General features: G+C 71.8%; 21 protein-coding genes. 11 read left to right on the forward strand and 10 right to left on the reverse strand.

Going from position 1 to position 23,751, the window contains the following annotated elements; genetic code table 11:
- The first annotated feature begins 30 nt into the window (after positions 1 to 30).
- From VQ03_RS02145 to VQ03_RS02155, 3 genes are read left to right on the forward strand one after another with little or no spacing between them, the layout of a single operon-like run.
- A complete protein-coding gene (locus VQ03_RS02145; RefSeq protein WP_048449212.1) occupies positions 31 to 1,308 on the forward strand; it encodes an NAD(P)/FAD-dependent oxidoreductase in 1,278 nt (425 codons plus the stop codon).
- Positions 1,305 to 2,771: an aldehyde dehydrogenase family protein gene (locus VQ03_RS02150; protein ID WP_048449213.1), complete on the forward strand. Its 1,467-nt coding sequence runs from the start codon at positions 1,305 to 1,307 to the stop codon at positions 2,769 to 2,771. Before VQ03_RS02145 ends, VQ03_RS02150 begins: the two co-directional genes overlap by 4 nt.
- A 3-nt stretch (positions 2,772 to 2,774) precedes the next feature.
- The gene (locus VQ03_RS02155) at positions 2,775 to 3,731 is read left to right on the forward strand and encodes an ornithine cyclodeaminase family protein (RefSeq protein WP_048449214.1); all 957 of its coding nucleotides are present in this window, start codon (positions 2,775 to 2,777) and stop codon (positions 3,729 to 3,731) included.
- A 139-nt stretch (positions 3,732 to 3,870) separates the two neighbouring features.
- On the opposite strand, the gene VQ03_RS02160 is transcribed toward VQ03_RS02155, so the two are convergent.
- Complete coding sequence (locus VQ03_RS02160; protein WP_048449215.1) at positions 3,871 to 4,950, reverse strand: tartrate dehydrogenase; 1,080 nt, start codon at positions 4,948 to 4,950, stop codon at positions 3,871 to 3,873.
- A 32-nt stretch (positions 4,951 to 4,982) separates the two neighbouring features.
- On the reverse strand, positions 4,983 to 6,281 hold the full coding sequence (locus VQ03_RS02165; protein ID WP_048449216.1) for an MFS transporter: 1,299 nt from the start codon (positions 6,279 to 6,281) through the stop codon (positions 4,983 to 4,985).
- Positions 6,282 to 6,439: 158 nt separating this feature from the next.
- Here VQ03_RS02165 and VQ03_RS02170 point away from each other — a divergent pair, with 158 nt between their 5' ends.
- From VQ03_RS02170 to VQ03_RS02205, 8 genes are all read left to right on the forward strand, one after another.
- Positions 6,440 to 7,195, forward strand: coding sequence for a GntR family transcriptional regulator (locus tag VQ03_RS02170; RefSeq protein ID WP_083467718.1), 756 nt, complete (start codon positions 6,440 to 6,442; stop codon positions 7,193 to 7,195).
- A gap of 300 nt (positions 7,196 to 7,495) precedes the next feature.
- A complete protein-coding gene (locus tag VQ03_RS02175) occupies positions 7,496 to 7,792 on the forward strand; it encodes a hypothetical protein (RefSeq protein WP_048449217.1) in 297 nt (98 codons plus the stop codon).
- 5 nt (positions 7,793 to 7,797) lie between these two features.
- Positions 7,798 to 8,808: a DUF6745 domain-containing protein gene (locus VQ03_RS30810; RefSeq protein ID WP_053078358.1), complete on the forward strand. Its 1,011-nt coding sequence runs from the start codon at positions 7,798 to 7,800 to the stop codon at positions 8,806 to 8,808.
- Between the two features lie 60 nt (positions 8,809 to 8,868).
- Complete coding sequence (locus VQ03_RS02185; RefSeq protein ID WP_048449218.1) at positions 8,869 to 9,792, forward strand: STM4015 family protein; 924 nt, start codon at positions 8,869 to 8,871, stop codon at positions 9,790 to 9,792.
- A complete protein-coding gene (locus tag VQ03_RS02190; protein WP_053078359.1) occupies positions 9,789 to 10,934 on the forward strand; it encodes an STM4014 family protein in 1,146 nt (381 codons plus the stop codon). The genes VQ03_RS02185 and VQ03_RS02190 overlap by 4 nt, the downstream gene beginning before the upstream one ends.
- The gene (locus VQ03_RS02195) at positions 10,931 to 11,758 is read left to right on the forward strand and encodes an STM4013/SEN3800 family hydrolase (protein ID WP_048449219.1); all 828 of its coding nucleotides are present in this window, start codon (positions 10,931 to 10,933) and stop codon (positions 11,756 to 11,758) included. The genes VQ03_RS02190 and VQ03_RS02195 overlap by 4 nt, the downstream gene beginning before the upstream one ends.
- Positions 11,743 to 13,083, forward strand: coding sequence for an STM4012 family radical SAM protein (locus VQ03_RS02200; protein WP_245291932.1), 1,341 nt, complete (start codon positions 11,743 to 11,745; stop codon positions 13,081 to 13,083). The genes VQ03_RS02195 and VQ03_RS02200 overlap by 16 nt, the downstream gene beginning before the upstream one ends.
- A gap of 2 nt (positions 13,084 to 13,085) precedes the next feature.
- A complete protein-coding gene (locus tag VQ03_RS02205; protein ID WP_048449220.1) occupies positions 13,086 to 13,976 on the forward strand; it encodes an STM4011 family radical SAM protein in 891 nt (296 codons plus the stop codon).
- A 401-nt stretch (positions 13,977 to 14,377) separates the two neighbouring features.
- Here VQ03_RS02205 and repB read toward each other — a convergent pair whose 3' ends face one another.
- From repB to VQ03_RS02245, 8 genes are all read right to left on the reverse strand, one after another.
- Entirely contained in the window at positions 14,378 to 15,397 is a 1,020-nt protein-coding gene (gene repB / locus VQ03_RS02210; protein ID WP_048449221.1) for a plasmid partitioning protein RepB, read from the reverse strand.
- Entirely contained in the window at positions 15,394 to 16,620 is a 1,227-nt protein-coding gene (repA, locus tag VQ03_RS02215; RefSeq protein ID WP_083467719.1) for a plasmid partitioning protein RepA, read from the reverse strand. Before repA ends, repB begins: the two co-directional genes overlap by 4 nt.
- Before the next feature lie 977 nt (positions 16,621 to 17,597).
- Positions 17,598 to 17,939 carry a monovalent cation/H(+) antiporter subunit G gene (mnhG, locus tag VQ03_RS02220; protein WP_048449222.1) on the reverse strand — a complete coding sequence of 114 codons (342 nt, stop codon included), beginning with the start codon at positions 17,937 to 17,939 and terminating at the stop codon, positions 17,598 to 17,600.
- Entirely contained in the window at positions 17,936 to 18,220 is a 285-nt protein-coding gene (locus VQ03_RS02225; protein ID WP_048449223.1) for a K+/H+ antiporter subunit F, read from the reverse strand. Before VQ03_RS02225 ends, mnhG begins: the two co-directional genes overlap by 4 nt.
- Positions 18,217 to 18,705 carry a Na+/H+ antiporter subunit E gene (locus tag VQ03_RS02230; protein ID WP_048449224.1) on the reverse strand — a complete coding sequence of 163 codons (489 nt, stop codon included), beginning with the start codon at positions 18,703 to 18,705 and terminating at the stop codon, positions 18,217 to 18,219. Before VQ03_RS02230 ends, VQ03_RS02225 begins: the two co-directional genes overlap by 4 nt.
- The gene (locus VQ03_RS02235) at positions 18,702 to 20,306 is read right to left on the reverse strand and encodes a monovalent cation/H+ antiporter subunit D (RefSeq protein ID WP_048449225.1); all 1,605 of its coding nucleotides are present in this window, start codon (positions 20,304 to 20,306) and stop codon (positions 18,702 to 18,704) included. The genes VQ03_RS02230 and VQ03_RS02235 overlap by 4 nt, the downstream gene beginning before the upstream one ends.
- A complete protein-coding gene (locus VQ03_RS02240) occupies positions 20,303 to 20,719 on the reverse strand; it encodes a Na+/H+ antiporter subunit C (protein ID WP_048449226.1) in 417 nt (138 codons plus the stop codon). Before VQ03_RS02240 ends, VQ03_RS02235 begins: the two co-directional genes overlap by 4 nt.
- Positions 20,719 to 23,649, reverse strand: a complete 2,931-nt coding sequence (locus VQ03_RS02245; RefSeq protein WP_048449227.1) for a monovalent cation/H+ antiporter subunit A — start codon at positions 23,647 to 23,649, stop codon at positions 20,719 to 20,721. Before VQ03_RS02245 ends, VQ03_RS02240 begins: the two co-directional genes overlap by 1 nt.
- Between the last annotated feature and the right edge of the window lie 102 nt (positions 23,650 to 23,751).

Genomic DNA, 23,751 nt, shown 5'->3' on the forward strand with positions numbered 1-23,751 from the left:
TCTCCCGCACTCGAAGATTCCGGGGCCGCTATGAAGCTCACATCCTATTGGCTGGACACGTCGACGCCGTTCTCGGGCGGCGCCAAGGGGCCGGTCGAGGGCTCTTACGACGTCGCGGTGATCGGCGGCGGCCTGACCGGGGCCTCCGCCGCCCTGGCGCTGGCCAAGAAGGGCGCCCGGGTCGTCCTCCTGGAGGCCGAGACGATCGGCAACGCCGCCTCCGGCCGCAACGGCGGCATGTGCAACAACGGCTTCGCCCAGGATTACGGCACGCTCTCGGGCAAGCTCGGCCGCGAGGTCGCCGACCGGCTCTACCGTGCCTTCGATGCCGGCGTCGACACGGTCGAGCGTCTGGTGCGGGAAGAATCGATCGATTGCAGCTTCGCCCGCGTCGGCAAGATCAAGCTCGCGGCCAAGCCCGAGCATTACGACAAGCTGGCGCGCAGCCAGGAGCTGCTCGCCTCAACCGTCGATCCCGACACCGCGATGGTGAGCCGCGCCGACCTGGGCAACGAGATCGGGTCGCAGCGCTATTACGGCGGCCTGATCTACCGCAAGAGCGCTGCCCTGCATGTCGGGCGCTTCGTGCGGGGCCTGGCCGAGGCCGCCGCACGGCGCGGCGTCGCGGTCCACGAGCGCAGCCCGATGACGAGTCTGAAGGCCGCCCCGGGCGGCGGCCACCTCGTCGGCACGCCCAACGGCACCGTCCGGGCCAAGCAGGTCCTGCTCGCCAGCGGCATCTCGCAGGCCGGCCCGCTCGGCTGGGTGCGCCGGCGCGTCGTGCCCGTCGGCGCCTTCCTGATCGTCACCGAGCCGCTGCCGGTGGAGATGCTCGACCGGCTGACCCCGCGCCGCCGCAACGCGGTCGATACCAAGAACCTCGTCAACTACTTCCGCACCACGCCCGACAACCGGCTGCTCTTCGGCGGCCGCGCCCGCTTCGCCGTCTCGAACCCGGCCTCGGACGAGAAGAGCGGCGCGATCCTGCGCACCGCCCTGCACGACGTCTTCCCCGAGCTGACCGACATCCGCATCGATTACTGCTGGGGCGGCATGGTCGACATGACCCGCGACCGCCTCCCCCGCGCCGGCGAGCGCGACGGCATCTACTACTCGATGGGCTACAGCGGCCACGGCACCCAGATGTCGACCCTGATGGGCACGATCATGGCCGAGGTCATGGATGGCCGCGCCGAGCTGAACCCCTGGAGCCAGTTCGCCTGGCCCGCCATTCCCGGCCATTTCGGCCCGCCCTGGTTCCTGCCGCTGGTCGGCACCTATTACCGGATCAAGGACCGCTTCCAATGACCGACCCCCTTCGGCACCTGACCGAGGTCGGCCGCCTCGGCCGCTTCTACAGCGACGGGGCGTGGCGCGATCCGGCGGGCTCGGAGCGCGTCGGCGTCGTCAACCCGGCGACCGAGACGGTGGTCGCCGAGATCGCCCTGTGCGGCGGGCCAGAGGTCGAGCACGCGGTCGCCGCCGCCCGGCGCGCCTTCCCGGCCTGGTCGCGCACGGCGCCGGCCGAGCGCGCCGCCCTGCTCGACCGCGTCCACGGCCTGGTGATGGAGCGGCTGGAGCTGTTCGCCCAGGCGCTGACCGCCGAGATGGGCGCCCCGATCACGTATGCGCGCCAGGCGCAGGTGCCGCTCGCCGCCGCGCATCTGCGGGTCGCCCGCGACCTGCTCGCGACCTTCCCGTTCCTGTCGCAGCGCGGCACCACCGCCATCGCCCGCGAGGCGATCGGCGTCTGCGGGCTGATCACGCCCTGGAACTGGCCGCTCTACCAGATCACCGCCAAGGTCGGCCCGGCGCTCGCGGCGGGCTGCACGGTGGTGCTCAAGCCGAGCGAGCTGTCGCCCCTGAGCGCGTTCCTCTTCGCCGAGGTGATGCACGAGGCCGGCTGCCCGGCAGGCGTGTTCAACCTCGTCAACGGCACCGGGCCGGTGGTCGGCGAAGCCCTCTCCACCCATCCGGAGGTCGACATGATCTCGATCACCGGATCGACGCGGGCGGGCGTGCTGGTGGCGCAGGCGGCGGCCCCCACGGTCAAGCGCGTGGCCCAGGAGCTCGGCGGCAAGTCGCCGAACCTCGTGCTGCCGGATGCGGATCTCGCGCGCTGCATCCCGCTCGGCGTCGCCGCGGCGATGCGCAACCTCGGCCAGTCCTGCAGCGCGCCGACGCGGATGCTGGTGCCGCGCAGCCGTCTCGCCGAGGTCGAGGCCCTGGCGCGCAAGACCGCCGCCGGGTTCCTGGTCGGTGATCCGCTGCGCGAGGAGACGACCCACGGGGCGATCGCCAACCGGGCCCAGTATGACCGCATCCAGCAGATGATCCGGATCGGCATCGAGGAGGGCGCGAAGCTCGTCACCGGCGGACCGGGGCGGCCCGAGGGCCTCACGACCGGCCTCTTCGCCCGGCCGACCGTCTTCTCCGAGGTGCGCCGCGACATGGCGATCGCCCAGGAGGAGATCTTCGGGCCGGTCCTGGCCATCCTGCCCTATGACGGCGTGGAGGAGGCGGTCGAGATCGCCAACGACACGATCTACGGGCTGGGCGCCCACGTCCACGGCACCGACATGGAGCAGGTCCGGGCGGTGGCCGGGCGGATCCGGGCCGGCCAGGTCCACCTCAACGCTCCCGATTGGGACCCGCAGGCGCCGTTCGGCGGCTACAAGCGCTCGGGCAACGGCCGGGAATACGGCCGCGAGGGCCTGGAGGAATATCTCGAGACCAAGGCCATCCTCGGCTTCTACCGGCAGCAGGACTGAGCCATGGCCACCTTCATTCCCGAATCCCGGTCCTCGCGCCTGATCTCCCACGAGGCGGCGTTCGAGCCCGTGCGCCGGGCGCTGGTCGCGGCGGCCTCCGAGGGGGCCACCGTGTTCCCGGCGGTGATCGCCCGGGCCTCGGACCCGCGCAACACCTTCTCGATCAAGTCGGGCGCCACCGCGGAGCTGGCGGGCCTCAAGGTCGGGGCGTTCTGGCACGAGAATCCCGCCCGGGGCCTGCCGCGGCACAACTCGACGATCCTGCTGATCGACCAGGATTGCGGGCGGATCGGCGCGGTGGTCGAGGCCGCCGCCGCCAACGCCTACCGGACGGCCGCCGCCGACGCCGTGGCGGCCAAGGCCCTGGCCCGGCCCGACAGCGGGACGCTGGCGATCTTCGGCGCCGGCAACCAGGCGCTCTACGAGGTCGGCGCGCTGGCCCGCATCCTCCCCCTCACGCGCCTCCACGTCGTGGCGCGCGAGCGGGAGAAGGCCGAGAGCTTCGCCGCCCGGCTCGGCCAGCAGGGCGTCACCCTCGACGTGCGGGTCTCGACGCCGGAGGAGGCGTGCCGCGCCGCCGACGTGATCGTCACCGCGACCCCGGCCCGCGCACCCCTGTTCGAGGCGGCGTGGGTGCGCCCCGGCACGCATGTCGCCGGGATGGGCTCGGACGCCCGCGGCAAGCACGAGCTGCCGACCGCGCTCTACGAGCGGGCGCGCCTGTTCTGCGACCTGCCCTCGCAATCGATCGAGATCGGCGAGTTCCAGCACGTCCGCGAGCGGATCGAGGCCGGTGCGCTGGTCCTGAACCCGATCGGCGCGGTGCTCGACGGGCGCTGTCCCGGCCGCACTGCTCCGGACGAGATCACCGTCTTCGACAGTTCCGGGATCGCGCTCCAGGACCTCTATATCGGCCAGTTCCTGCTGGACGCGGCGATGGCGGCGCCCGACGAGGATTGAACGGCGCGCTTCCGGCTCCCCGACGGGTCAGGGAGCCGGATCGCGGCGTTCCCCCACCAGCGCGCCGATGCATCGGCGCCGGCGCCCGTTCGGGCTTAGCCAGCGCCTTCGAACGGATCTGTTCGAAGGCGCTGCGGTCTTACTCGTTGTCGCCCTGGATCGCCGCGATGACGGCATCGGTGACCTGGCGGGTCGTCGCGCGGCCGCCGAGGTCGGGGGTGTGCAGGCTCGGATCGGCGGTCACCCGCTCGACCGCGCGCATCAGCCGGTCGGCCGCCGGCGCCTCGCCGAGATGCTCCAGCATCTGGCAGGCGGTCCAGAAGGTGGCGATCGGGTTCGCGATGCCCTTGCCGGCGATGTCGAAGGCCGAGCCGTGGATCGGCTCGAACATCGACGGGAACTTGCGCTCCGGGTTGATGTTCGCGGTCGGCGCGATGCCGAGCGAGCCGGCCAGCGCCGCGGCGAGGTCCGACAGGATGTCGGCGTGCAGGTTCGTCGCCACGATGGTGTCGAGGGTCTCCGGCTTGATCACCATGCGCATCGTCATGGCGTCGACCAGCATCTTGTCCCAGGTCACGTCCGGGAAGTCCTGCGCGACCTCGGCGGCGATCTCGTCCCACATCACCATGGCGTGGCGCTGGGCGTTCGACTTCGTCACCACGGTGAGGAGCTTGCGCGGGCGCGACTGCGCCAGCTTGAACGCGTAGCGGATGATGCGGGTGACGCCGGTGCGCGTCATCATCGACACGTCGGTGGCGACCTCCTCCGGGTGGCCCTGGTGGACGCGCCCGCCGACCCCCGCATACTCGCCCTCCGAGTTCTCGCGCACGATCACCCAGTCGAGCTCAGGGCCGGAGACGTGGCGCAGCGGGCTCGTGATCCCGGGCAGGATCCGGGTCGGGCGCACGTTGGCGTATTGGTCGAAGGGCTGGCAGATGGCGAGGCGCAGGCCCCACAGGGAGATGTGGTCGGGCACGTCCGGCGCCCCGACCGCGCCGAAGAAGATCGCGTCGTGGTGCCGGATCTGCTCGCGGCCGTCCGCCGGCATCATCGCGCCGTGCGTCTTGTAGTAGTCCGAGCCCCAGTCGAAGTGGTCGAACCGGAACCGGAACGTGCCGGTCTTCCCGGCGAGCGCGTTCAGCACCTCGATGCCGGCGGCGATGACCTCGATGCCGATGCCGTCGGCCGGGATCGCGGCGATTCTGTAGGTCTTGGTCATGACGGGTCTCCGCGGGGAATGGGGGGACGGGATCAGTGCGCGACGGCGTCGGCGGCCGGGCTCCGCCGACCGGCGCGGGCGACGATCAGGGTGACGACGGCCGAGAGGGCGAGCAGCCCGGCGACGAAGATCAGCCCGCCGGCGAAGCTGCCGGTCCGGTCCTTGATCCAGCCGATCGCCCAGGGACCGACGAATCCGCCGAGATTGCCGATCGAGTTGATCGTGGCGATGCCCACCGCCGCGGCCGGGCCGGACAGGAACATCGTCGGCATCGCCCAGAGCGGGGGCTTGGCCGCGCTGATGCCGACATTGACCAGGCTGAGCGCGGCGACCACCGCCACGGCCGAGGCCGCGCCGCCGGCCAGGAGCAGGCCCAGGGAGGCGACGAGGCAGGCGATCACGACGTGCCAGGTGCGCTCGCCGGTCCTGTCGGAATGCCGCGCCCACAGGATCATCGCCACGACCGCCAGGGTCGGCGGCACGCCGTTGAGGAAGCCGACCGCCATGGTGGAGAGGCCGAAGCCCTTGATGATCTGCGGCGCCCAGATGCCGAGCGTGTAGAGGCCGGCCGAGGTGCCGAAATAGACCAGGGCCAGGGCCAGGACGCGGAGATCGGCAAGGCCCGCCAGGATGCCGTGCCTGGCGGCCGTCTGCCGGGCCGAACGCTCCGCGTTCATCTCCGCGACGAGCCAGGCGCGCTGGTCCTCCCGGAGCCATTGCGCCTTCTCGGGCCGGTCGGTCATGTAGAACAGCACGACGACCCCGAGGATGACGGCCGGGGCCGCCTCGATGAGGAACATCCATTGCCAGCCGTGCAGGCCGAGGATGCCCTCCATGCCGAGCAGCGCGCTCGAGAGCGGCGAGCCCAGCACCACCGAGATCGGGGCCGCCGCCATGAACAGCGAGACCACGCCGGCCCGGTAGCGGGCCGGGAACCAGTAGCTCAGGTAGAGGATGATGCCGGGAAAGAAGCCGGCTTCCGCCGCTCCGAGCAGGAAGCGCAGGGCATAGAAGCTGGTCTCGCCCTCCACGAAGGCGAAGGCACCCGAGACGAGGCCCCAGGTGATCATCACCCGGGCGATCCACAGGCGTGCCCCGACCTTGTCGAGGATGATGTTCGAGGGCACTTCGAACAGGAAATAGCCGAAGAAGAACACGCCGGCCCCGAAGCCGAAGACGGCCGGGGAAAAGCCGAGATCCTTGTTCATCGTCAGGGCCGCGAAGCCGATATTCACGCGGTCGATGAAGGCGATGAAGTAGAGAAGACAGATGAAGGGGACCAGGCGCCATGAGACCCGGCGCATGGTCGCTGTCTCGAGCGAGGCGTCCATCGTTCCCTCCCGCTGCCGTGGCACTGCCGTTTCTGCTTGAGCGCCATCTTCCATGCAAGCTGGAATACGGTTGAGGGATCGCGATCGCGGTGTCAACCCTTGTTCCGCAGCTGGCATGGAAGGTGATATGCGTGAAGCACATCGAGGGAGGCGTCGGGATGGTGCGGGCTCGGCCGACAGGAACGGAGCCGGTCGGACCGGCGCACAAGGCTCCGCAGGACGAGTCGCCGTCCGGCGAGTGGGTGGAGAAGCGCACCTCGCTGGTGGACGACGCCTACGCGGCGATGCGGGCCAATATCCGCGACGCGACCTTCGCGCCGGGCTACCAGGCCTCCGAGCAGGAGATCGCCCTGCGGCTCGGGATGAGCCGGACCCCGGTCCACGAGGCGGCGATCCGGCTGCAGGAGGACGGCCTCGTCCGCGTCCTGCCGCGCAAGGGCATCCTGATCCTGGCGCTCGCGCCCGACGACATGCGCGAGATCTACGACGTGATCATCGCCATCGAGGGCCGGGCGGCCGAGCTGGTGGCGGCCCTGCCCGAGGCCGAGCGCCTCGCGGCGGCGCAGGATCTCGACGCGCTCACGACGGCGATGGAGGAGGCGCAGGGCCGCGACGACCTCCCGGCCTGGGGCGAGGCGGACGGCGCCTTCCACGCGGCGATGATCGCGCATGCGCGCAACAGGCGGATGAGCCGGATCGTGCAGACCGTCAACGATCAGTCGCACCGGGCGCGGATGCTGACGCTCAACCTGCGCCGCAACCTGGAAGCCTCGGTCGCCGAGCACAGGACGATCGCGCAGGCCATCCGTGCGGGCGATCCGGGTCCGGCGCTCGACGCCGCGCGCCGGCACCGCCTCCGCGCCCGCGACGAGCTTCTGCCGCTCCTCGCGAGCTACGGCCTCAAGCACCTGTAGGCGGATCGCCCTCGCGAGAGCGATCCGCCCGTCGCACGGCCGGCGTGCCGGGAGGACGCTGCCGTCACGGAGGAAGGTCGTCACCCGGATCGGCGGCGGTCACCTTGAGGCTGGTTGACCGTAAGTCGAACGTCCGATAGGTTTCCGCACTAATAGATATGGCCTCACGGTCCGCGGCTCGAGACTGAATGCCCCAGGGTGTATCCTCTCCGGGCGGGCCGATGATCATGAGCCGCATAAAGACTATCGGTCGACATCGCGTCCGTTTTGCTGGTCCCGACCGCGAAAAAGGAGCCCGAGATGTGGCGACAGGGTGATATCTTCATACAAGGGGTCCCGGCTCTGCCGCAGGAGGCGGCCGCGCGGCCGCTGCCGCATACCGTGCTTGCCCATGGCGAGCTGACCGGCCACAGCCACCGGGTCGTCGATCCCGCCGCCCTGTTCGCCGGCGAGGGCTGCTTCTACCTCGACGTGCTCGCCGAAACGGCCCGCGTCGTCCACGACGAGCACGGCACGATCACCCTCGATCGCGGCACCTACCGGGTCTGGCGGCAGCGCGAATACACGCCCGCGCGCATCGTGACGGTGCAGGATTGAGCGGGATGCCGATGGCCGCCGCGGCGCGCCCGCCCGCCCGGGTCGTCCTGCGCCCGCAGGACCGCCTCCTCGATCACCAGGCCGGCCCGGTGCTCGACCGGCTCGACATGCCGCGCAACGAGGCCGCCCGCACCCTGCCGGCGGGCCTCGTCTGCCACCGGATCCTGGCGCCGGAGAGCCGGCTGGAGCAGCTCGACGCGCTCCGCTGCCGCGAACTGGTGCTCGACGGATCATCCATCGCCCGGATCGGCGACGGCGTACGGGTCGATTACCGGCTCTCCGCCCGCGCCTGCCACCGGCTGACGGCCCTGCCGGCCTCCCTGCGCGCCGGCACCGTCGATCTGAGCGACTGCCTCGCGCTCGAATCCCTGCCGCCCGGCCTGTCGTCCGCCTTCCTCGACCTCGAGGGCTGCACCGCCCTGGCGCGGCTGCCCGACGACCTGATCCTGCGCGGCGGCCGGCTCAACCTGCGCGACTGCGCCCTGATCGACGCGCTGCCGCCGCGGGGGATGGTCGCCCAGCTCGACATCGCCGGCTGCGGCCGGATCGACGCGGTGCCGGAGGGGTTTCGCGTGACCTCCTGGATCGACGTCGCCGGGTCCGGCCTCACGGCGGTGCCGGCGCATCTGGCGGGCATCGGCCTGCGCTGGCGCGGCGTGCCGGTCGATGCGCGCATCGCCTTCAGGCCGCACGAACTCGGAATCGGCGAGATCCTGGGCGAGCGCAATGCCGAGCGGCGCCGGGTGATGCTGGAGCGCTTCGGCTTCGAGGCCTTCATGGCGGCGGCCGCGGCCGAGGAGCTCGATGCCGACCGCGATCCCGGCGGCGAGCGGCGCCTGCTGCGCGTCCCCCTCGAGAACGACGAGCCCCTCGTCTGCGTCTCGGTCGCCTGTCCCTCGACCGGGCGGCGCTACTTCCTGCGCGTGCCGCCCGACGTCACGACCTGCCGCCAAGCCGTGGCCTGGACGGCGGGCTTCGACGACCCGGCCGATTACGCGCCCCTGGCCGAGACCTGACCTTCGCCTCCGAGAAGAGCCGCATCCGACCCTGCCCCGCCGCGACGAGGAACCGGACCCGTGCCCGACAACAACCTGACCACCTTCTTCGGCAAGCCGGTCGAGGACTTCCAGAACGGGACCGAGACGTGGGACTTCGCCCGCACCGTGGCGCGCCTGCGCATCGATTACGAGTCGCCGGACACCGTCCCGATGCTGCTCGCCGCCTACGCGTCCCTGCCCGGGGTCGAAGCCACGGAGGCCCTCGTCATCGGCGCCTGGCACGGCGACACACAGGACTCGTCGCAGGATGTCGTCGAGGCCCTGGTGACCTATGCCGAGCGCCTGCCCAACCTGCGCGCGCTCTTCCTCGGCGACATCGTCTCCGAGGAGAACGAGATTTCCTGGATCAACCAGAGCGACCTGTCGGCCCTGTGGCCGGCCTTCCCGCTCCTGGAACACATGCAGGTGCGCGGCGCCACCGACCTGTCGCTGGGCCGGTTCGAGGCGCCGCGCCTGACGACGCTGATCGTCGAATCGGGCGGCCTGCCGCGCCGGGTGGTGCAGGAGGCGCTGGCGGCGGGGGCGCCGGAACTGCGCCACCTCGAATTGTGGCTCGGCACCGACGGTTACGGCGGCGACAGCACGCCGGACGACTTCACCGCCCTGTTCGCCGGCCGGCTCTTCCCGAAGCTCGATACCCTGGCCTTGCGCGACTGCGACTATGTCGACGATCTGGCGGCGGCGATCGCGACGGCCCCGATCCTCGAGCGCATCACGACCCTCGACCTGTCGCTCGGCACCCTCACCGATGCGGGTGCCGAGGCGCTGCTGGCCTCGCCGGCCATCGCCAAGCTGTCGCGGCTCGACCTGCACCACCACTACCTCAGCGACGACATGATGGCCCGCCTGGAGCGGCTCGGCCCGGTGGTCGACGTCTCCGAGCAGCAGGACGAGGAGGAGTATGGCGGCGAGATCTACCGGAACGTCGCCGTCTCGGAATGATGCGGGGCTCCCCCCTCCCCTCTCGCTTCCCTCCATGCGCGATCCTCGGCGTCGCCGGGGACGAGCGCGCCGGCGGGTTCAATGCCGCCCTGGCCCGGGCCGGCCTGCCGCCGGCGCCTCTGCTCGACTATGCCGACTTCGCCGAGGCGCCGGAGCGGATCGCCGCCCTGTTCCCGGAGGGGCACGGCCTCCTGCGCGTCGACTCGCCCGGGGCCGAGCCGCGCATCCGCCGGGCGCTCGCTCACCTCGGCGGGGCGGATCTCGACGAGGCCGGGGACGACGCGACCCGCCTGCGCCCCGACCACGCCGTCCAGAGCGGGCTCTCCGCGGCGCTCGCCCTGTGCCGCCGGCTCCTGCCGCCGGGCGTCGTCGCGACCCACGCGCCCGGGACGGTCGCCCTGCTCTACGACAAGCGGGCCTGCCACGCGGCGATGCGGGCGGCCGGGCTGCCGGTGCCCCGGGCGCTGCCGCCGGCCGGCTCCTTCGCCGCCCTGGCGGAAGCCTTGCGCGCGGCCGGGCTCTCCCGCGTCTTCGTCAAGCCGCGCTTCGGCTCCGGGGCGGCCGGCATCGCCGCCCTCGCGGTCGCCCGGGGCGGGATCGAGGCCGTGTCCTCGGCGGAGCTGGGCCCGGGCGGCGTGCTGCACCATTCGCACCGGTTGCGGCGCACCCGCGGGGCCGAGGCCGTGGCCCTCGTCGACGCGATCCTGGCCCTGGACGCGCATGTCGAGCAATGGGTGCCGAAGGCGGCTCTCGACGGGCGCCCTTGCGACCTGCGGGTGCTGGTCGTGGACGGCGAGGTCGCCCACACGGTCCTGCGCAGCGCCGCCGGCCCGATCACCAACCTCGATCTCGGCGGGCGCCGGGCCGAAGCCGATTCCCTGCGGGCGCTGGCCGCCCCCGGCGCCTGGGAGGCGATGCGGGAGGATTGCCGGCGTTTCGCGGCTTGCCACCCGGACACCTTCCACGTCGCCTTCGACGTGGCGCTGACGATCGGCCTGCGCCGCCACGTCTTCTTCGAGGCGAACGCCTTCGGCGACCTGATCCGGCGCGTCCGCCACCGGGGCCTCGACCCCTATGAGTGGCAGGTCGCGCGCCTGCCGGGCTGGGTCGCCGCCCGCAAGCCGGCGGGGCTCGCCGCATGATCCGGGCCGCCTCGCTCCTCGGCTCGCACGACATCCTGCTCGTGACGCTCGATTCGCTGCGCTACGACGTCGCCGCCGCGGCGCTCGCCGCGGGCCGCACGCCGCATCTCGCGCGCCTGCTGCCGACGGGCGGCTGGGAGCGGCGCCACGCACCGGGCAGCTTCACCTACGCCGCGCACCAGGCCTTCTTCGCCGGCTTCCTGCCGACGCCGGCGGCGCCCGGGCCCCATCCCCGCCACTTCGTCCTGCGCTTCGAGGGCAGCCGCACCACCGGGCCGGACACCGCCCTGCTCGACGGGCCCGACATCGTCTCGGGCCTCGCCGCCTGCGGCTACCACACGCTCTGCATCGGCGGCGTCGGGTTCTTCAACAAGCGCACGCCCCTCGGCTGCGTCCTGCCGGGCCTGTTCGCCGAGAGCCACTGGCGTCCCGGCTTCGGGGTGCAGGCGCGGACCTCGACCGCCGCGCAGGTCGGCCTCGCCGTCGCGCGGCTCGCGGAGCTCGACCCGGACCGGCGGCTGTTCCTGTTCCTCAACGTCTCGGCGACCCACCATCCGACCCGCCACTACCTGCCGGGCGCGACCCGGGAGAGCGCGGAGACCCAAGGGGCGGCCCTCGCCTATGCGGACGGCGCCCTGGCGCCGCTCTTCCCGGCCCTCGCCCGGCGCGGGCCGGCCTTCTGCATCCTCTGCGCCGATCACGGCAGCGCCTTCGGCGAGGACGGCTATCAGGGCCACCGCCTCGCCCATCCGACCGTGTGGGACGTGCCTTACGCCGAGTTCATCCTCGAGGCTGCGCAGGAGACCCCATGGAGGAGCGCATGAGCGCCGCCGCGATCCTCGCCGGCCCTGTCTATGGCGGCTACCAATACGCCTACCCGCACAAGACCGCCTACCGGCCGCTGGCCCGGCCGGTGCCGCTCGCCGAGGCCTGGGCGGAGGAGCCGAAGGACGCGCTCTTCCTCTACGCCCACATCCCGTTCTGCGCGATGCGCTGCGGCTTCTGCAACCTGTTCACCCTGACCCGGGGCGAGGGGCAGGTCGGCCCCTATCTCGATGCCCTGCGGCTCCAGGCCGAGACCGTGGCGGCGAGCCTCGGGCGCGTCCGGATCGCCCGCATGGCGCTCGGCGGCGGCACGCCGACCTATCTGGCGCCCGCCGACCTCGACCGGCTCCTGTGCGACCTGCGCGAGACGTTCGGGGCGGCCCCCGCCGAGGTGCCGACCTCGGTCGAGACCGCGCCCGGCACCACCACGCCGGAGCGCCTCGCCGTCCTGCGGGCGCACGGGGTGGCGCGCCTCAGCATCGGCGTCGAATCGTTTCGCGACGACGAGGCCCGGGCGATGGGACGGCCGCAGGCGCGCGGGCTCGTCGAGGCGGCCCTGGGCGCGATCCGCGACGCCGGGTTCCCGGTGCTCAACATCGACCTGATCTACGGCGCCGCCGGACAGACGCCCGAGAGCGTCCTCGATTCCGTCGAGGCGGCCCTGGCCTGGGAGCCGGAGGAGATCTTCCTCTATCCGCTCTATGTCCGGCCGCTGACCGGGCTCGGCCGGCGCGGCGCCCCGGCGGAGAACGACCGTGCCTGGGACGCGCGCCGCCTCGCGATCTACCGCGCCGCCCGCGACCGGCTCCGTGCCGCCGGCTACGTCCAGGTCTCGATGCGGATGTTCCGGCGGGGCCCCGGAGCGGAGGACGGCCCGGCTTACGATTGCGCCCGCGACGGCATGGTGGGCCTCGGCGCCGGGGCGCGGTCCTACACCGCCGGCCTGCACTACTCGACCGCCTACGCGGTCGGGCAACCGGGCGTCGCGGCGATCGTCGCCGATTACGTCGCCCGCGACGCCGCGCGGCACGGGCGGGCCGATTACGGTGCCTGGCTCGACGAGGAGGACCGCCGGCGCCGCTTCGTGCTGATGCATCTGCTCCAGGCCGCCGGCCTGCCCCTGCGGGCCTATGCCGAGCGCTTCGGCACGCCGCTCCTGCACGACCTGCCGGATCTCGCCGGCCTCGTCGAGGCGGGCCTCGCGGTGCTCGACTCCGGGATCCTCACCCTGACGGAAGCCGGCCTCGAACGCTCGGACGCGATCGGCCCCTGGCTCCAGGGAACGGTCGTGCGCGAGCGGATGCGCACCTTCGCGTTGCGCTGACCATGGCGCCGGCCCATCTCGACATCCTGTACCGGGGGCCGCTCTCGAGCTGCAACTATGCCTGCCCGTACTGCCCCTTCGCCAAGCGGCGCGACAGCCGCGAGACCCTGGCCCGGGACGCCGCGCAGCTCGCCCGCTTCGTCGCCTGGATCGAGGGGCAGACGGCGCGCAGCCTCGGCATCCTGTTCACGCCCTGGGGCGAGGCGCTGATCCGCCCCGCCTACCGGGCCGCGATGGCGCGCCTCAGCCGGCTGCCGCAGGTCCGCCGGGTCGCCGCGCAGACCAACCTGTCCTGGCCGACCGGCTGGCTCGACGAGTGCGCGCCGGAGCGCATCGCCTTCTGGTGCACCTTCCACCCCGGCGAGACGCCGCTCGACCGCTTCCTCGGCCGCTGCGCCGAGCTCGACGCGCGCGGAATCGGCTACAGCGTCGGCATCGTCGGCAAGCGCGAGCACCTGCCGGTCCTGGCCGAGCTGCGGCGGCGCCTGCGCCCGGACGTGTATCTGTGGGTGAACGCCTACCGGGACGAGGGACCGCATCACTACCGGGCCGACGACCTCGCGCTCATCCGGTCGATCGATCCGCTGTTCGACGTCAACCGGACCGGCATCCGCAGCCGCGGCTTGGCCTGCGCCACCGGCGAGAGCGTGATCAGCGTCGACGGCGACGGCGAGGTCCGCCGCTGCCACACCGTCAAGGCGCGGATCGGCAACCTCTACGACCCGGATTTCGACGCCGCCCTCACGCCCCGGCCCTGCCCGCTCGCACAGTGCCGCTGCCATATCGGCTACGCCCACATGCCGCATCTGGGCTTTCGCGAGATCTTCGGGGCCGGCCTGCTGGAGCGGGCCCTGCCGCCGTCCGACGCGCCGCCGCAGGGGGCGACGGGGTAGACGGGTGCGGTGCGGCGATCGGCGACGCCGCGACCCGGGGACGTCCTCGTCCGATGAGATCGGTAGAGGCTTGGGAGCGGACGTGCCCCCAATACACGACACGGGAGGCTGTGCGGTGGCCATCGCTCCGGCACCCGCACAGCCCGCTGTGTCGTGTCCCGTGGGACGCGCCTCGGCCTTAACCTTAAGACCTTCTTTATTCGACCTTCTCCGAGGGCCGCCATCCGCCCCATCCCGCCGACGACCTCAGGATGGAAGCGTCGGTGGCGGAGAAGCGCTCCGTCGAACGGCAGCGCGCGGTGGCGGGAGCAGGGATGCGAGACCGCAGCGTGCCCTTCACGCCACCCTTGCGCCGCCGCCGACCGCGACGCCCACGATCGGGAGCGCCGCGACCACGCGCGCTACGCGCCGGCCTTGAACTCCGCATACAGGTCGCGCAGGCGGGTCAGCACGAACTCGGCGAATTCGGGTGACTTGCGCCGGTCGATCGTCAGCGAGACGCGGTCCTCGTCCTGGGTGACCTTCGCCAGCATCCGGCCATCCGTCGTGGACCAGCTCTCCGCCTTAGCCTTCACCGGCTGCGGCTTCGTCGCGGCGATGACCTGCTTGAAGCGGGCCTCGCTCTCCAGTGCGGAAAAGCCGGGATCGGCGATGGCCTGCTGGATGGCGGCCGCCCTCCCCTCCTCGGCGATCAGGCTCACCAGCTCGAGCCAGGCGCGCCGGCCGATCCCGGGCGCCGGACCGATGGCGTCGATGACCTCCTCGGGGATCTTGGTCGCGACCGAGAGCATGTTCGAGAGGTCGCTCTTGTAGATCGACATCGCCGCCATGATCGTCGCGCGGCTGAATCCCCGCTGCTCCAGGCGGCGCGCGAACAGCGCCTTCTCGATATAGGAAAGGTCCTCGCGCTCGTGGTTCTCCTGGCCCTGCGCGACGACCAGTTGCTCGTCCGACAGGGCGCGAACGACGGCCCGGACCGGCAGGCCCAGGGCCTTGACGGCGCGCAGCCGCCGATGGCCGAAGGCGACCTGGTAGCGCCCGGCGGCGTCCGGGTGCGGACGGACCAGGATCGGGTTGAGCTGGCCGTGGTCCCGGATCTTCTCCGTCAGGCCGGCCAGCGCCTGATCCGAGACCGGCATGCGGTCGGCGACGAAGGACGGGTCGACCAGCCCGGTATCGAGCTCGATGATGACCTGGCCCTCGGTCAGCTTCTTCTCGATTTCCTCGGCGCGCTTGGCGCGCTCGCTCACCTCGCCGAGCGACTGGCCGATGGCCCCCACCGGCGTCGCCGTGCTGTCGGCAATGAGGTCGGGCGAGCCGAGGATCGGCCGCGCCCGCACCCGATTGACCAAAGGTGCCGGCGTCTCCGGGACTTGCGGGTCGCGCTTCCCGATGGTGCTGAACAGCGACTTGCGGCTCAAACTGCCCTCCCCCAGGCCTTCTTGATCTGGGCTTCGATCTCGGTGTTCACGTTGGTCACCGCTTCCACGGCTCGGTCGTAGGTCGAGCGCGTGAATTGCTGGCGCTCGACCTCGAAGATGGTCTGGTTGGTCAGCCCGGCATCCGAGATCGCGGTGCTCTTCAGCATCGGATGGATCAGGACGTGCTCGCCGAAGATGGAGCGCAGGAACGCCACCATCTGGTTCTGCGGGCCGTCGCTCGGCTCGAACCGGGTGATCAGGTACTTCATCCAGTCGTAGGAGGTCGATGCGCCGTGCCGCGAGACCTCGTCGAGCAGGTCGCCGGTCATCTGCAGGAACTGGCTCATCGACATCACGTCCAGCATCTGCGGATGGATGGTGATGAGGACGGCGGTCGCGGCGGTCAGCGCCGAGAGCGTCAGGTAGCCGAGCTGCGGCGGGCAATCGATGACGACGACGTCGTAGAGGTTCTGCGCCTGGCCGATCGCCTGCCCGATCCGGGCGAAGAACAGGGTGTCGCCCGTCCGGCGCTGGAGCAGCGCCTTCGGGGTGTCGTGCTCGAACTCCATCAGCTCGAGATTGCCCGGGATGATGTGCAGGCCGGGAATGTAGGTGCCGCGCACGATCTCGGCGATCGGGCGGCGCTCGTCGTCGTAGCGGATCGCGCCGTACAGCGTCTCGTTCGGCCCGACATGCGTCTCGGGCTGGTGCCCGAACAGGGCCGAGAGGCTGGCCTGCGGGTCGAGGTCGATGGCGAGCACCCGGTAGCCGTGCAGCGCGAGGTGCTGGGCGAGATGCGCCGCGGTCGTGGTCTTGCCCGAGCCGCCCTTGAAGTTCATCACCGTGATGACCTGCAGGTGCTCGCCGGGCCCGCGATGCGGCACGTAGCGGCGGTTGCCGCGCGTGCCCTGGTCGAGGCGCTTGCGCAGCTCGTGGATGTCCTCGACGGAATAGCTCCGGCGGCCGTTCTTCACGGCAGGGGCGACCCCGTTCTCCTCGGTGACGACCTGCCGGAGATACGATTCGTGGATCCCGAGCAGCCGCGCCGTCTCGGCCGGGCTGAACGGCCGGATGGATTTCTCGGCCTCCGGCGGGAAGATGTTGCGGTGATGCGCCTGAAGCTGGGACGAGAGTTCCGCGCCGTGGCGCTGCACCAGCTCCTTCAGCTCGGACGGCCGGCCGGCGGCGGCCGGGGTCGCGGGTTTCGCCTTCTCCGCACTCATCTCGTTGTCCGTCGTCAGAATCGCTTTTCGCGGCAGAATCGGTAAAACTGCGCGGATGACAGGGTTGAGGCGATTCCGAGGGTTTATCAAGGGGCATGTCGCGCGCGATGCGAACGAATCGGCCGGAAGGCGCGCAGGCTCGGTTAGCCGCGGCTAACCGGGCCTGCATGGGAGGCGTTAGCCGCGGCTAACCCAGCCAGCGCCTCGGATGTTAGCCGCGGCTAACGCCGGGACGGGGCGGGGAGGCGCGACCGCGGCAGGTCGCCGGCGGGACCCACAATGCTGCCGTCCGAAACCTGACTCGCCACAGGACACGATAGCGGCGAGAAGCCCGCAGCGATCGGCTCTCCATCCTTCACCTCATCCTGAGGTGTTGGCGATCAACGATCGCGCTCCATCGAGGATGGACCGACCTCGACGAGGGCTCCAGAAGCCTCCGCGATCCAGGGAACCCTCCTTCGAGGCTCAGCGACCTCCGATCGCCCGCACCTCAGGGTGAGGTCACGGCTGGGAAGGCTCGATCTAAAATTTTGGCCTATCCACGTCCCGGAGCCTGTCGTGTACCATGCTGACTGGCAGCCGCCCTCGGGATGCGTCGTCGAGCCGATGGCGGTGGTGCCTTCCGCCTTCTGCGACCACCGTCCGGCCAGACCGCCCCCGGGCCCCGCGCCGACCGGCGAGACGGCTGTGCTCGGTCGATCTCCCGCCTCACGGCCGATCGGCGATTCCGCTCGTCTGGAGCCTACGCGCCCGCAGCGGCGGCGAGCGCGACAGGGGAGGGGCCGACGATGCGCGATCTGCCGCCTTCCCGGTCCTTCGCTGCCGGCGCGGGTCGCGACGACGGATGCCGGCACCGGACGTTTACCTTAACGGCCCTGGCTCACACATGGCCGCCGACGCCGAAATCCGGACACCGCGACCGGGACGGCACGCAGCGCGACGACCCGGACCGGCGCACTCGAAAGGGGGGCGGACACTTACGGCTTCGGCGGCGCGTCGGGATTGCCCTCGTGCCGGTCGCGATGGGCGGCGGCGCGGGCGAGGAGGAGCAGCGTGACCGGCGTGGTCACGGTGAGGAACAGGCCGATCAGCGCGTCGCGCAGGACGAGGCGTCCCTCGAGCATCGAGAGGAGCAGCATCGAGCCGCACAGGATCAGGGCCATGCCCAGGGTCGCACCGAGTGTCGGGGCGTGGACGCGCTCGTAGAAGGTCTTCAGGCGGACGAGGCCGATGGCGCCGGTGAGCGAGAAGGCGGCGCCGGTCACGGCCAGCACGCTGACCAGCCAAGCGGCCCAGAGGGGCAGGTCGGCGCCCGTCACTGGATGACCTCGCCCTGCATCAGGAACTTGGCGAGCGCGACGGTGGCGGTGAAGCCGATCATGCCGATGATGAGCGCGGCCTCGAAGTAGAGCCCGCTGCCGGTCCGCATGCCGTGGACCACGATCGCCAGCATGCCGTTGAGGTAGAGCGTGTCGAGGCCGAGGATCCGGTCCTGGGCCCGCGGGCCGCGCAGCATCCGCCAGGCGGCGAGTGCCATGGCCAGCACGAGCGCCCCCTGGGCGAGGCCGAGGCCTCCGTCGAGAACCGATGCGGCGTTCATGCGAAGATCTCCATCAGAGGTCGCTCGTAGCGGTCCTTCACCCGCCGCACCCACGCGTCGCCGTCCGTGAGATCGAGCACATGCATGAGCAGGCGCCCGGTATCGGAATCGTACTGCACCCACAGCGTGCCGGGCGTGGCCGTGAGGATGATCGCCAGGATCGTGATGCCGAACGGCTCGCGCAGGTCGAGGGGGATCGCCACGAAGCCGGTCCGGCGCGTCCCACGGCGCAGGCCGAGGATGACCCGGGCGACGTCGATGTTGGAGCGCAGCATGTCGTAGAGGACGATGATGCCCAGCCGCGCGAGCCGGCCGGGCGCGCGCAGCCGGACCGAGCGCGGGCGAAGCGCCCGCATCACGTGGGGGATGGCGAGCCCGACCAGCAGGGCGAGCACGAGCTGGCCCGGAGTCGGCGGCGCGTTCAGGAGGAGCCAGGTCAGGGCGAGCGCGGCCGACAGCAGCGGGTAGGGGAGGGCGGCTCTCACGGGGCGCCTCCCGCGGGGGCGCCGAGCACGGCGCGGATGTAGTCCTGCGGCTGCGCGAGTCCCTGTACCGTCGCGTCGGCATAGGCGAGCGCCGGGCCGCCCCACAGGGCGAGGCCGAAGCAGGCCGCGAGCAGGCCGGCGAGGGCGGCGAGCTCGGAGGCGCGCAAGGCCGGCGGCGGGTCGTCGTGCGGAACCCACAGCGTGAGGATGCCGAGCCGCACCAGCGGCAGCAGCGTGCCGAGGCTGGAGAGGGTGAGGATGGCGATCAGCCACCAGCTCGAGGCCGTGATGGTGCCGCCCGTGAGGCCGGAGAAGATCGCGAGCTTGCCGACGAAGCCCGCCAGGGGCGGGACGCCCGCGAGCATCAGCGTGCAGAGCAGGAGGCCCACCCCCGAGAGCGCGACGCCGGCCGGGAGGATGCGGCCGATCTCGGTGGCGTCCGCATCGTCGAAGGGGTCGCGGTACTCGTCGGCGAAGACCGGCTGGGCCTGCTCCACCGGATCGCGGCCGCGCTGGAGCACCTCGGCCAGCAGGAACAGCGCGCCGGCGGCGAGGGTCGAGCCGACGAGATAGTAGAGAGCGCCGGCGAGCGCCGCGTCGCTCCCGCTGCCGAGGACCGCCAGCACCGTGCCCGACGAGATCATCACCGCGTAGCCGGCCGCCCGCGCGAGGTCGCGCGATGCCAGGATGCCGACCGTGCCGTAGGCGATCGTCGCGAGCCCGATGCCGAGGAGGCAGGCCTGCCCGAAGCCCTCGGACAGGCCCGCTCCGAACAGGAGCAGGCTCAGGCGCACCACGACGTAGACCCCCACCTTCGAGAGGATCGCCAGGATGGCGGCCGCCGGCGCGCTCGCCGCCGCGTAGGTCGTCGGCAGCCAGAAGCCGAGCGGCCAGGCGCTGCACTTGATCAGGAAGGCGAGGCCGAGGATCGCGCAGCCGATCTCGAACAGGGCCAGCTCGCTTGCGGCGGGTGCCGCCAGCCGCCGGGCGAGGTCGGCCATGTTGAGGGTGCCCATCGTGCCGTAGATCAGGCTGACGCCGATCAGGAAGAACAGCGAGGCGATGAGGTTGACGGCGATGTAGCCGAGGCCGGCACGGATCCGCACCTCGCCCGAGCCGTGCAGCACGAGGCCGTAGGAGGCCGCCAGCATCACCTCGAAGAACACGAACAGGTTGAACAGGTCGCCGGTCAGGAAGGCGCCGTTCACCCCCATGACGAGGAGCAGGAACAGGCCGTGGAAGCGCGGGCCGGCCCGGCCCCAGCGGGCGAAGGAGAACACGAGGGCGCAGAGCCCGAGCAGGCCGGCAAGCGCCAGCATCATCGCCGAGAGACGGTCGGCCACGAGCACGATCCCGTAGGGCGCCGCCCAGTTGCCCACGCGGTAGACCTCCGGCGCCGCGCCGGCCCGCCCGACGAGGACGAGGGCGATCCCGAGGAGCGCCAGCAACGTGGCGAGGCCCAAGGCCTCCTTCAGCCGGCGCCGGCGCTCGTCGAGGAGGAACATCACCCCGGCGACCGCGATCGGCAATACGATGGGCAGCACGACGACGTGGTCGGACCAGGCGCTCGCTGCGGAGGCGTTCATCACCGGCGGGCTCATGGATGCAGCTTTCCCGGATGGGGGTTGCCAGGATGGGGCTCGCCCGGATGTGGCTCACCCTGGTGCGGTTCCTGCCCGTCGACGTGGTCGCTGCCGGTGACGCCGCGGGCGGCGAGCAGGACCACCAGGAACAGGGCGGTGAGCGCGAAGCTGATCACCACGGCGGTCAGGACGAGGGCCTGGGTCACCGGATCGTCGACGAAGACGTTGTCCGTGCCGATGGCGGTCCCGGCCCCCGCCCCGAGCACCGGCGGCGCGCCCACGGTCAGGCGGCCCATGGCGAAGATGAACAGGTTGACGGCGTAGCTCAGCAGCGACAGCCCGAGGACGACCTGGAAGGTCCGGGGGCGCAGGATCAGCCACACGCCCGCGGCGGAGAGGATTCCGATCCCGGCGGACAAGACGAGTTCCATCACGCGATATCCCGTTCTGCGGCCCGCTCGGCCTCGGCCTCCGCGACCCGGGTCCGGCGCACGGATTGGTGCGCGAGGGCGACGAGCATCAGGGCGCTCGCGCCCACCACCAGGATCATGATGCCGAGATCGAACACGAGCGCGCTCGCGACCGGGACCTTGCCGAGGAGCGGGGGGTGCCAATAGGCGAAATAGGCCGTGAGGAACGGCCGCCCGGCCAGCCAGGAACCCGCGCCGGCCAGGACCGCGACGAGCAGGCCGAGGCCGATCCAGGCGATCGGCTGGATGCGCAGGCGCTCCTCGACCCAGGCCGCACCCCAGGCCATGTACTGGAGCATGAAGGCGACGGTGAGGGCGATGCCGGCCGCGAAGCCGCCGCCGGGCAGGTCGTGCCCGCGCAGGAACAGATGCAGGGCGAGCAGGACGATGAACGGGAACAGCCAGGTCGTCACCAGGCGCGGCACCAGCAGCGCGTCGGCGGCGGTATGGCCCGGCTCGCGCCCCTCGCGGCCGCGGTCGTCGGCATCGTGGCGCCGCTGCTGGGCCGGCCGCTCCAGGGTGTCGGGGGCGGGGCGGAAGCGGCGCAGCAGCGCGAACACCGTCAGCCCGACGATGCCGAGCACGCAGATCTCGCCCAGGGTGTCGAAGGCGCGGAAATCGACCAGCAGCACGTTGACGACGTTGCGCCCGCCGGCCTGGGGATAGGCCTCCTCCACGAACCATCGGCCGATCCCGTCGACGGCCGGCCGGGTCATCACCGCGTAGGCGAGGCCGGCGAGGCTTGCGCCCGCCACCACCGCGACGACGAGGTCGACGATGCGCCGCCGCCGCGCCCGGGCCCGCTCGGAGGCGGGAGCCGGGATCGCCGCGTCGCGCTTCGGCAGCCAGCGCAGGCCGAGCAGCAGCATCACCGAGGTGACGATCTCGACCAGGATCTGCGTGACCGCGAGGTCGGGCGCGGAGAGCCACAGGAAGGTGAGGCTGCTGACGAGGCCCGCCCCGCCGACGAGGATCACCGCCGACAGGCGGTGGTATTTCGCGCGCTCCGCCGCGCCGACCGCGCAGGCGGCGCCCACCAGCCACATCAGGGCGAAGGCCGGGTCGAACGCCGTCGACCGGCCCGGGGCCAGCAGGTCGAGCCCCCGCACGACCCCCGTCGCCGTCGCTGCCACCAGGGCCGCGAGGAACAGGATGCGCAATTGCGGTTGCAGGCGCTCCGTGCCGAGCCGGGCCTCCAGTGCCCGGGCCCCCTTCACGAGGCCGGTCATCCCGCGCTCGAACAGCCACCCGCCGTCGAGCCGGTGCATCAGCCAGGGACCGCCGCGGGGATTGGTGTCGATGCGCCGCCCGAACACCCCGTAGAGCGCGACGCCGCCGGCGAGCGCCAGGACACTCATGGCGAGCGGTGCGTTGAAGCCGTGCCAGATCGCGAGGTCGTAATCCGGCGTCCGGTCGCCGAGGACGGCCCGCGCCGCGCCCGCCAGCGCCGGCCCGATCGTGAGGTTCGGCACGAGGCCGATCGCCACGCAAGCCAGCACCAAAGCCTCGATCGGGATGCGCATCCAGCGCACGGGCTCGTGCGGGGCGTGCGGCAGGTCGTGGGGCGGCGGGCCGAAGAAGGTCTGGCGGATGAAGCGCAGGGAGTAGAGCACCGTGAAGGCGCTCGCGAGCGTCGCCAGCACCGGCAGGGCGAGGTTCAGCCAGTGGTCGCCGGTATTGTCCACGGCCTCCGCCAGGAACATCTCCTTCGACAGGAAGCCGTTGAGCAGCGGCACGCCGGCCATCGCCGCGGCGGCGACCATCGCGAGCGTGCCGGTATACGGCATGGCGCGCCACAACCCGCTGAGGCGGCGCATGTCCCGCGTCCCGGTCTCATGGTCGATGATGCCGGCGGCCATGAACAGCGAAGCCTTGAAGGTCGCGTGGTTCACCGTGTGGAAGATCGCCGCCACGACGGCCAGCGGCGAGTTCAGGCCGAGCAGAAGGGTGATCAGCCCGAGATGGCTGATGGTCGAGTAGGCGAGCAGGCCCTTCAGGTCGTGCTGGAAGATCGCGCTCCAGGACCCGACCAGCATCGTCGCCATGCCGGCCGTGCCGACGATCCAGTACCAGCTCTCGGTCCCCGCCAGGACCGGCCAGAGCCGGATCATCAGGAAGATGCCGGCCTTCACCATCGTGGCCGAGTGCAGGTAGGCGCTGATCGGCGTCGGCGCCGCCATCGCCCGCGGCAGCCAGATGTGGAACGGCAGCTGCGCCGACTTGGTGAGCGCCCCGGCCAGGATCAGGACCAGGGCCGGCAGGTAGAGCGGGCTCTCGCGGATCGCCGGGCCGGAGGCGAGGACCGCATCGAGCTCGTAGCTGCCGGCGATGCGCCCGATCAGGACCGCGCCGACGAGGAGGCAGAGGCCGCCGGCCGCCGTGATGGTCAGCGCCATCCGGGCCCCGTCCCGGGCCGAGGCGTTGTCGGACCAGTAGCCGATCAGCAGGAACGACACGACGCTGGTCAACTCCCAGAAGACGACCAGCTGGATCAGGTTGCCGGAGAGCACGATGCCGAGCATCGCGCCGACGAAGGCGAGGAGGTAGCAGAACAGGCGCGGGACCGGATCCGCCGCCGCCATGTAGTAGCGGGCGTAGAGCACGACGAGCGCGCCGATGCCGAGGACCAGGATCGCGAAGATCCAGGCCAGGCCGTCGAGGCGCAGGACGAGGCGCACGCCCAGGGAGGGCAGCCAGTCGACGGCCCAGACCACGGGAGCGGAACCGGCGGCGAGGGGATAGAGCCCCCCGATGCAGGCGAGGCTCGTCACCGTGACGAGGCCGGCCACCCCGGCGGCGGCGTTGCGCGCATGGCCAGGCAGGCAGAGCGCGACGACGCTGCCGAGGAAGGGCAGGATCGCCGCGAGGGCGAGGAGCAGGTGAGGCGGCATCAGGACAGGAGCATCGCGTCAGGGGCCATCGAGACCGAAGGCTCGGACCGGTTGGCGGAGACAGGTCGCACCGTCGCCGGGTGCCCTCGCTCCGCGTCGAAC

The sequence above is a fragment of the Methylobacterium tarhaniae genome (assembly GCF_001043955.1).
GTDB lineage: Bacteria > Pseudomonadota > Alphaproteobacteria > Rhizobiales > Beijerinckiaceae > Methylobacterium > Methylobacterium tarhaniae.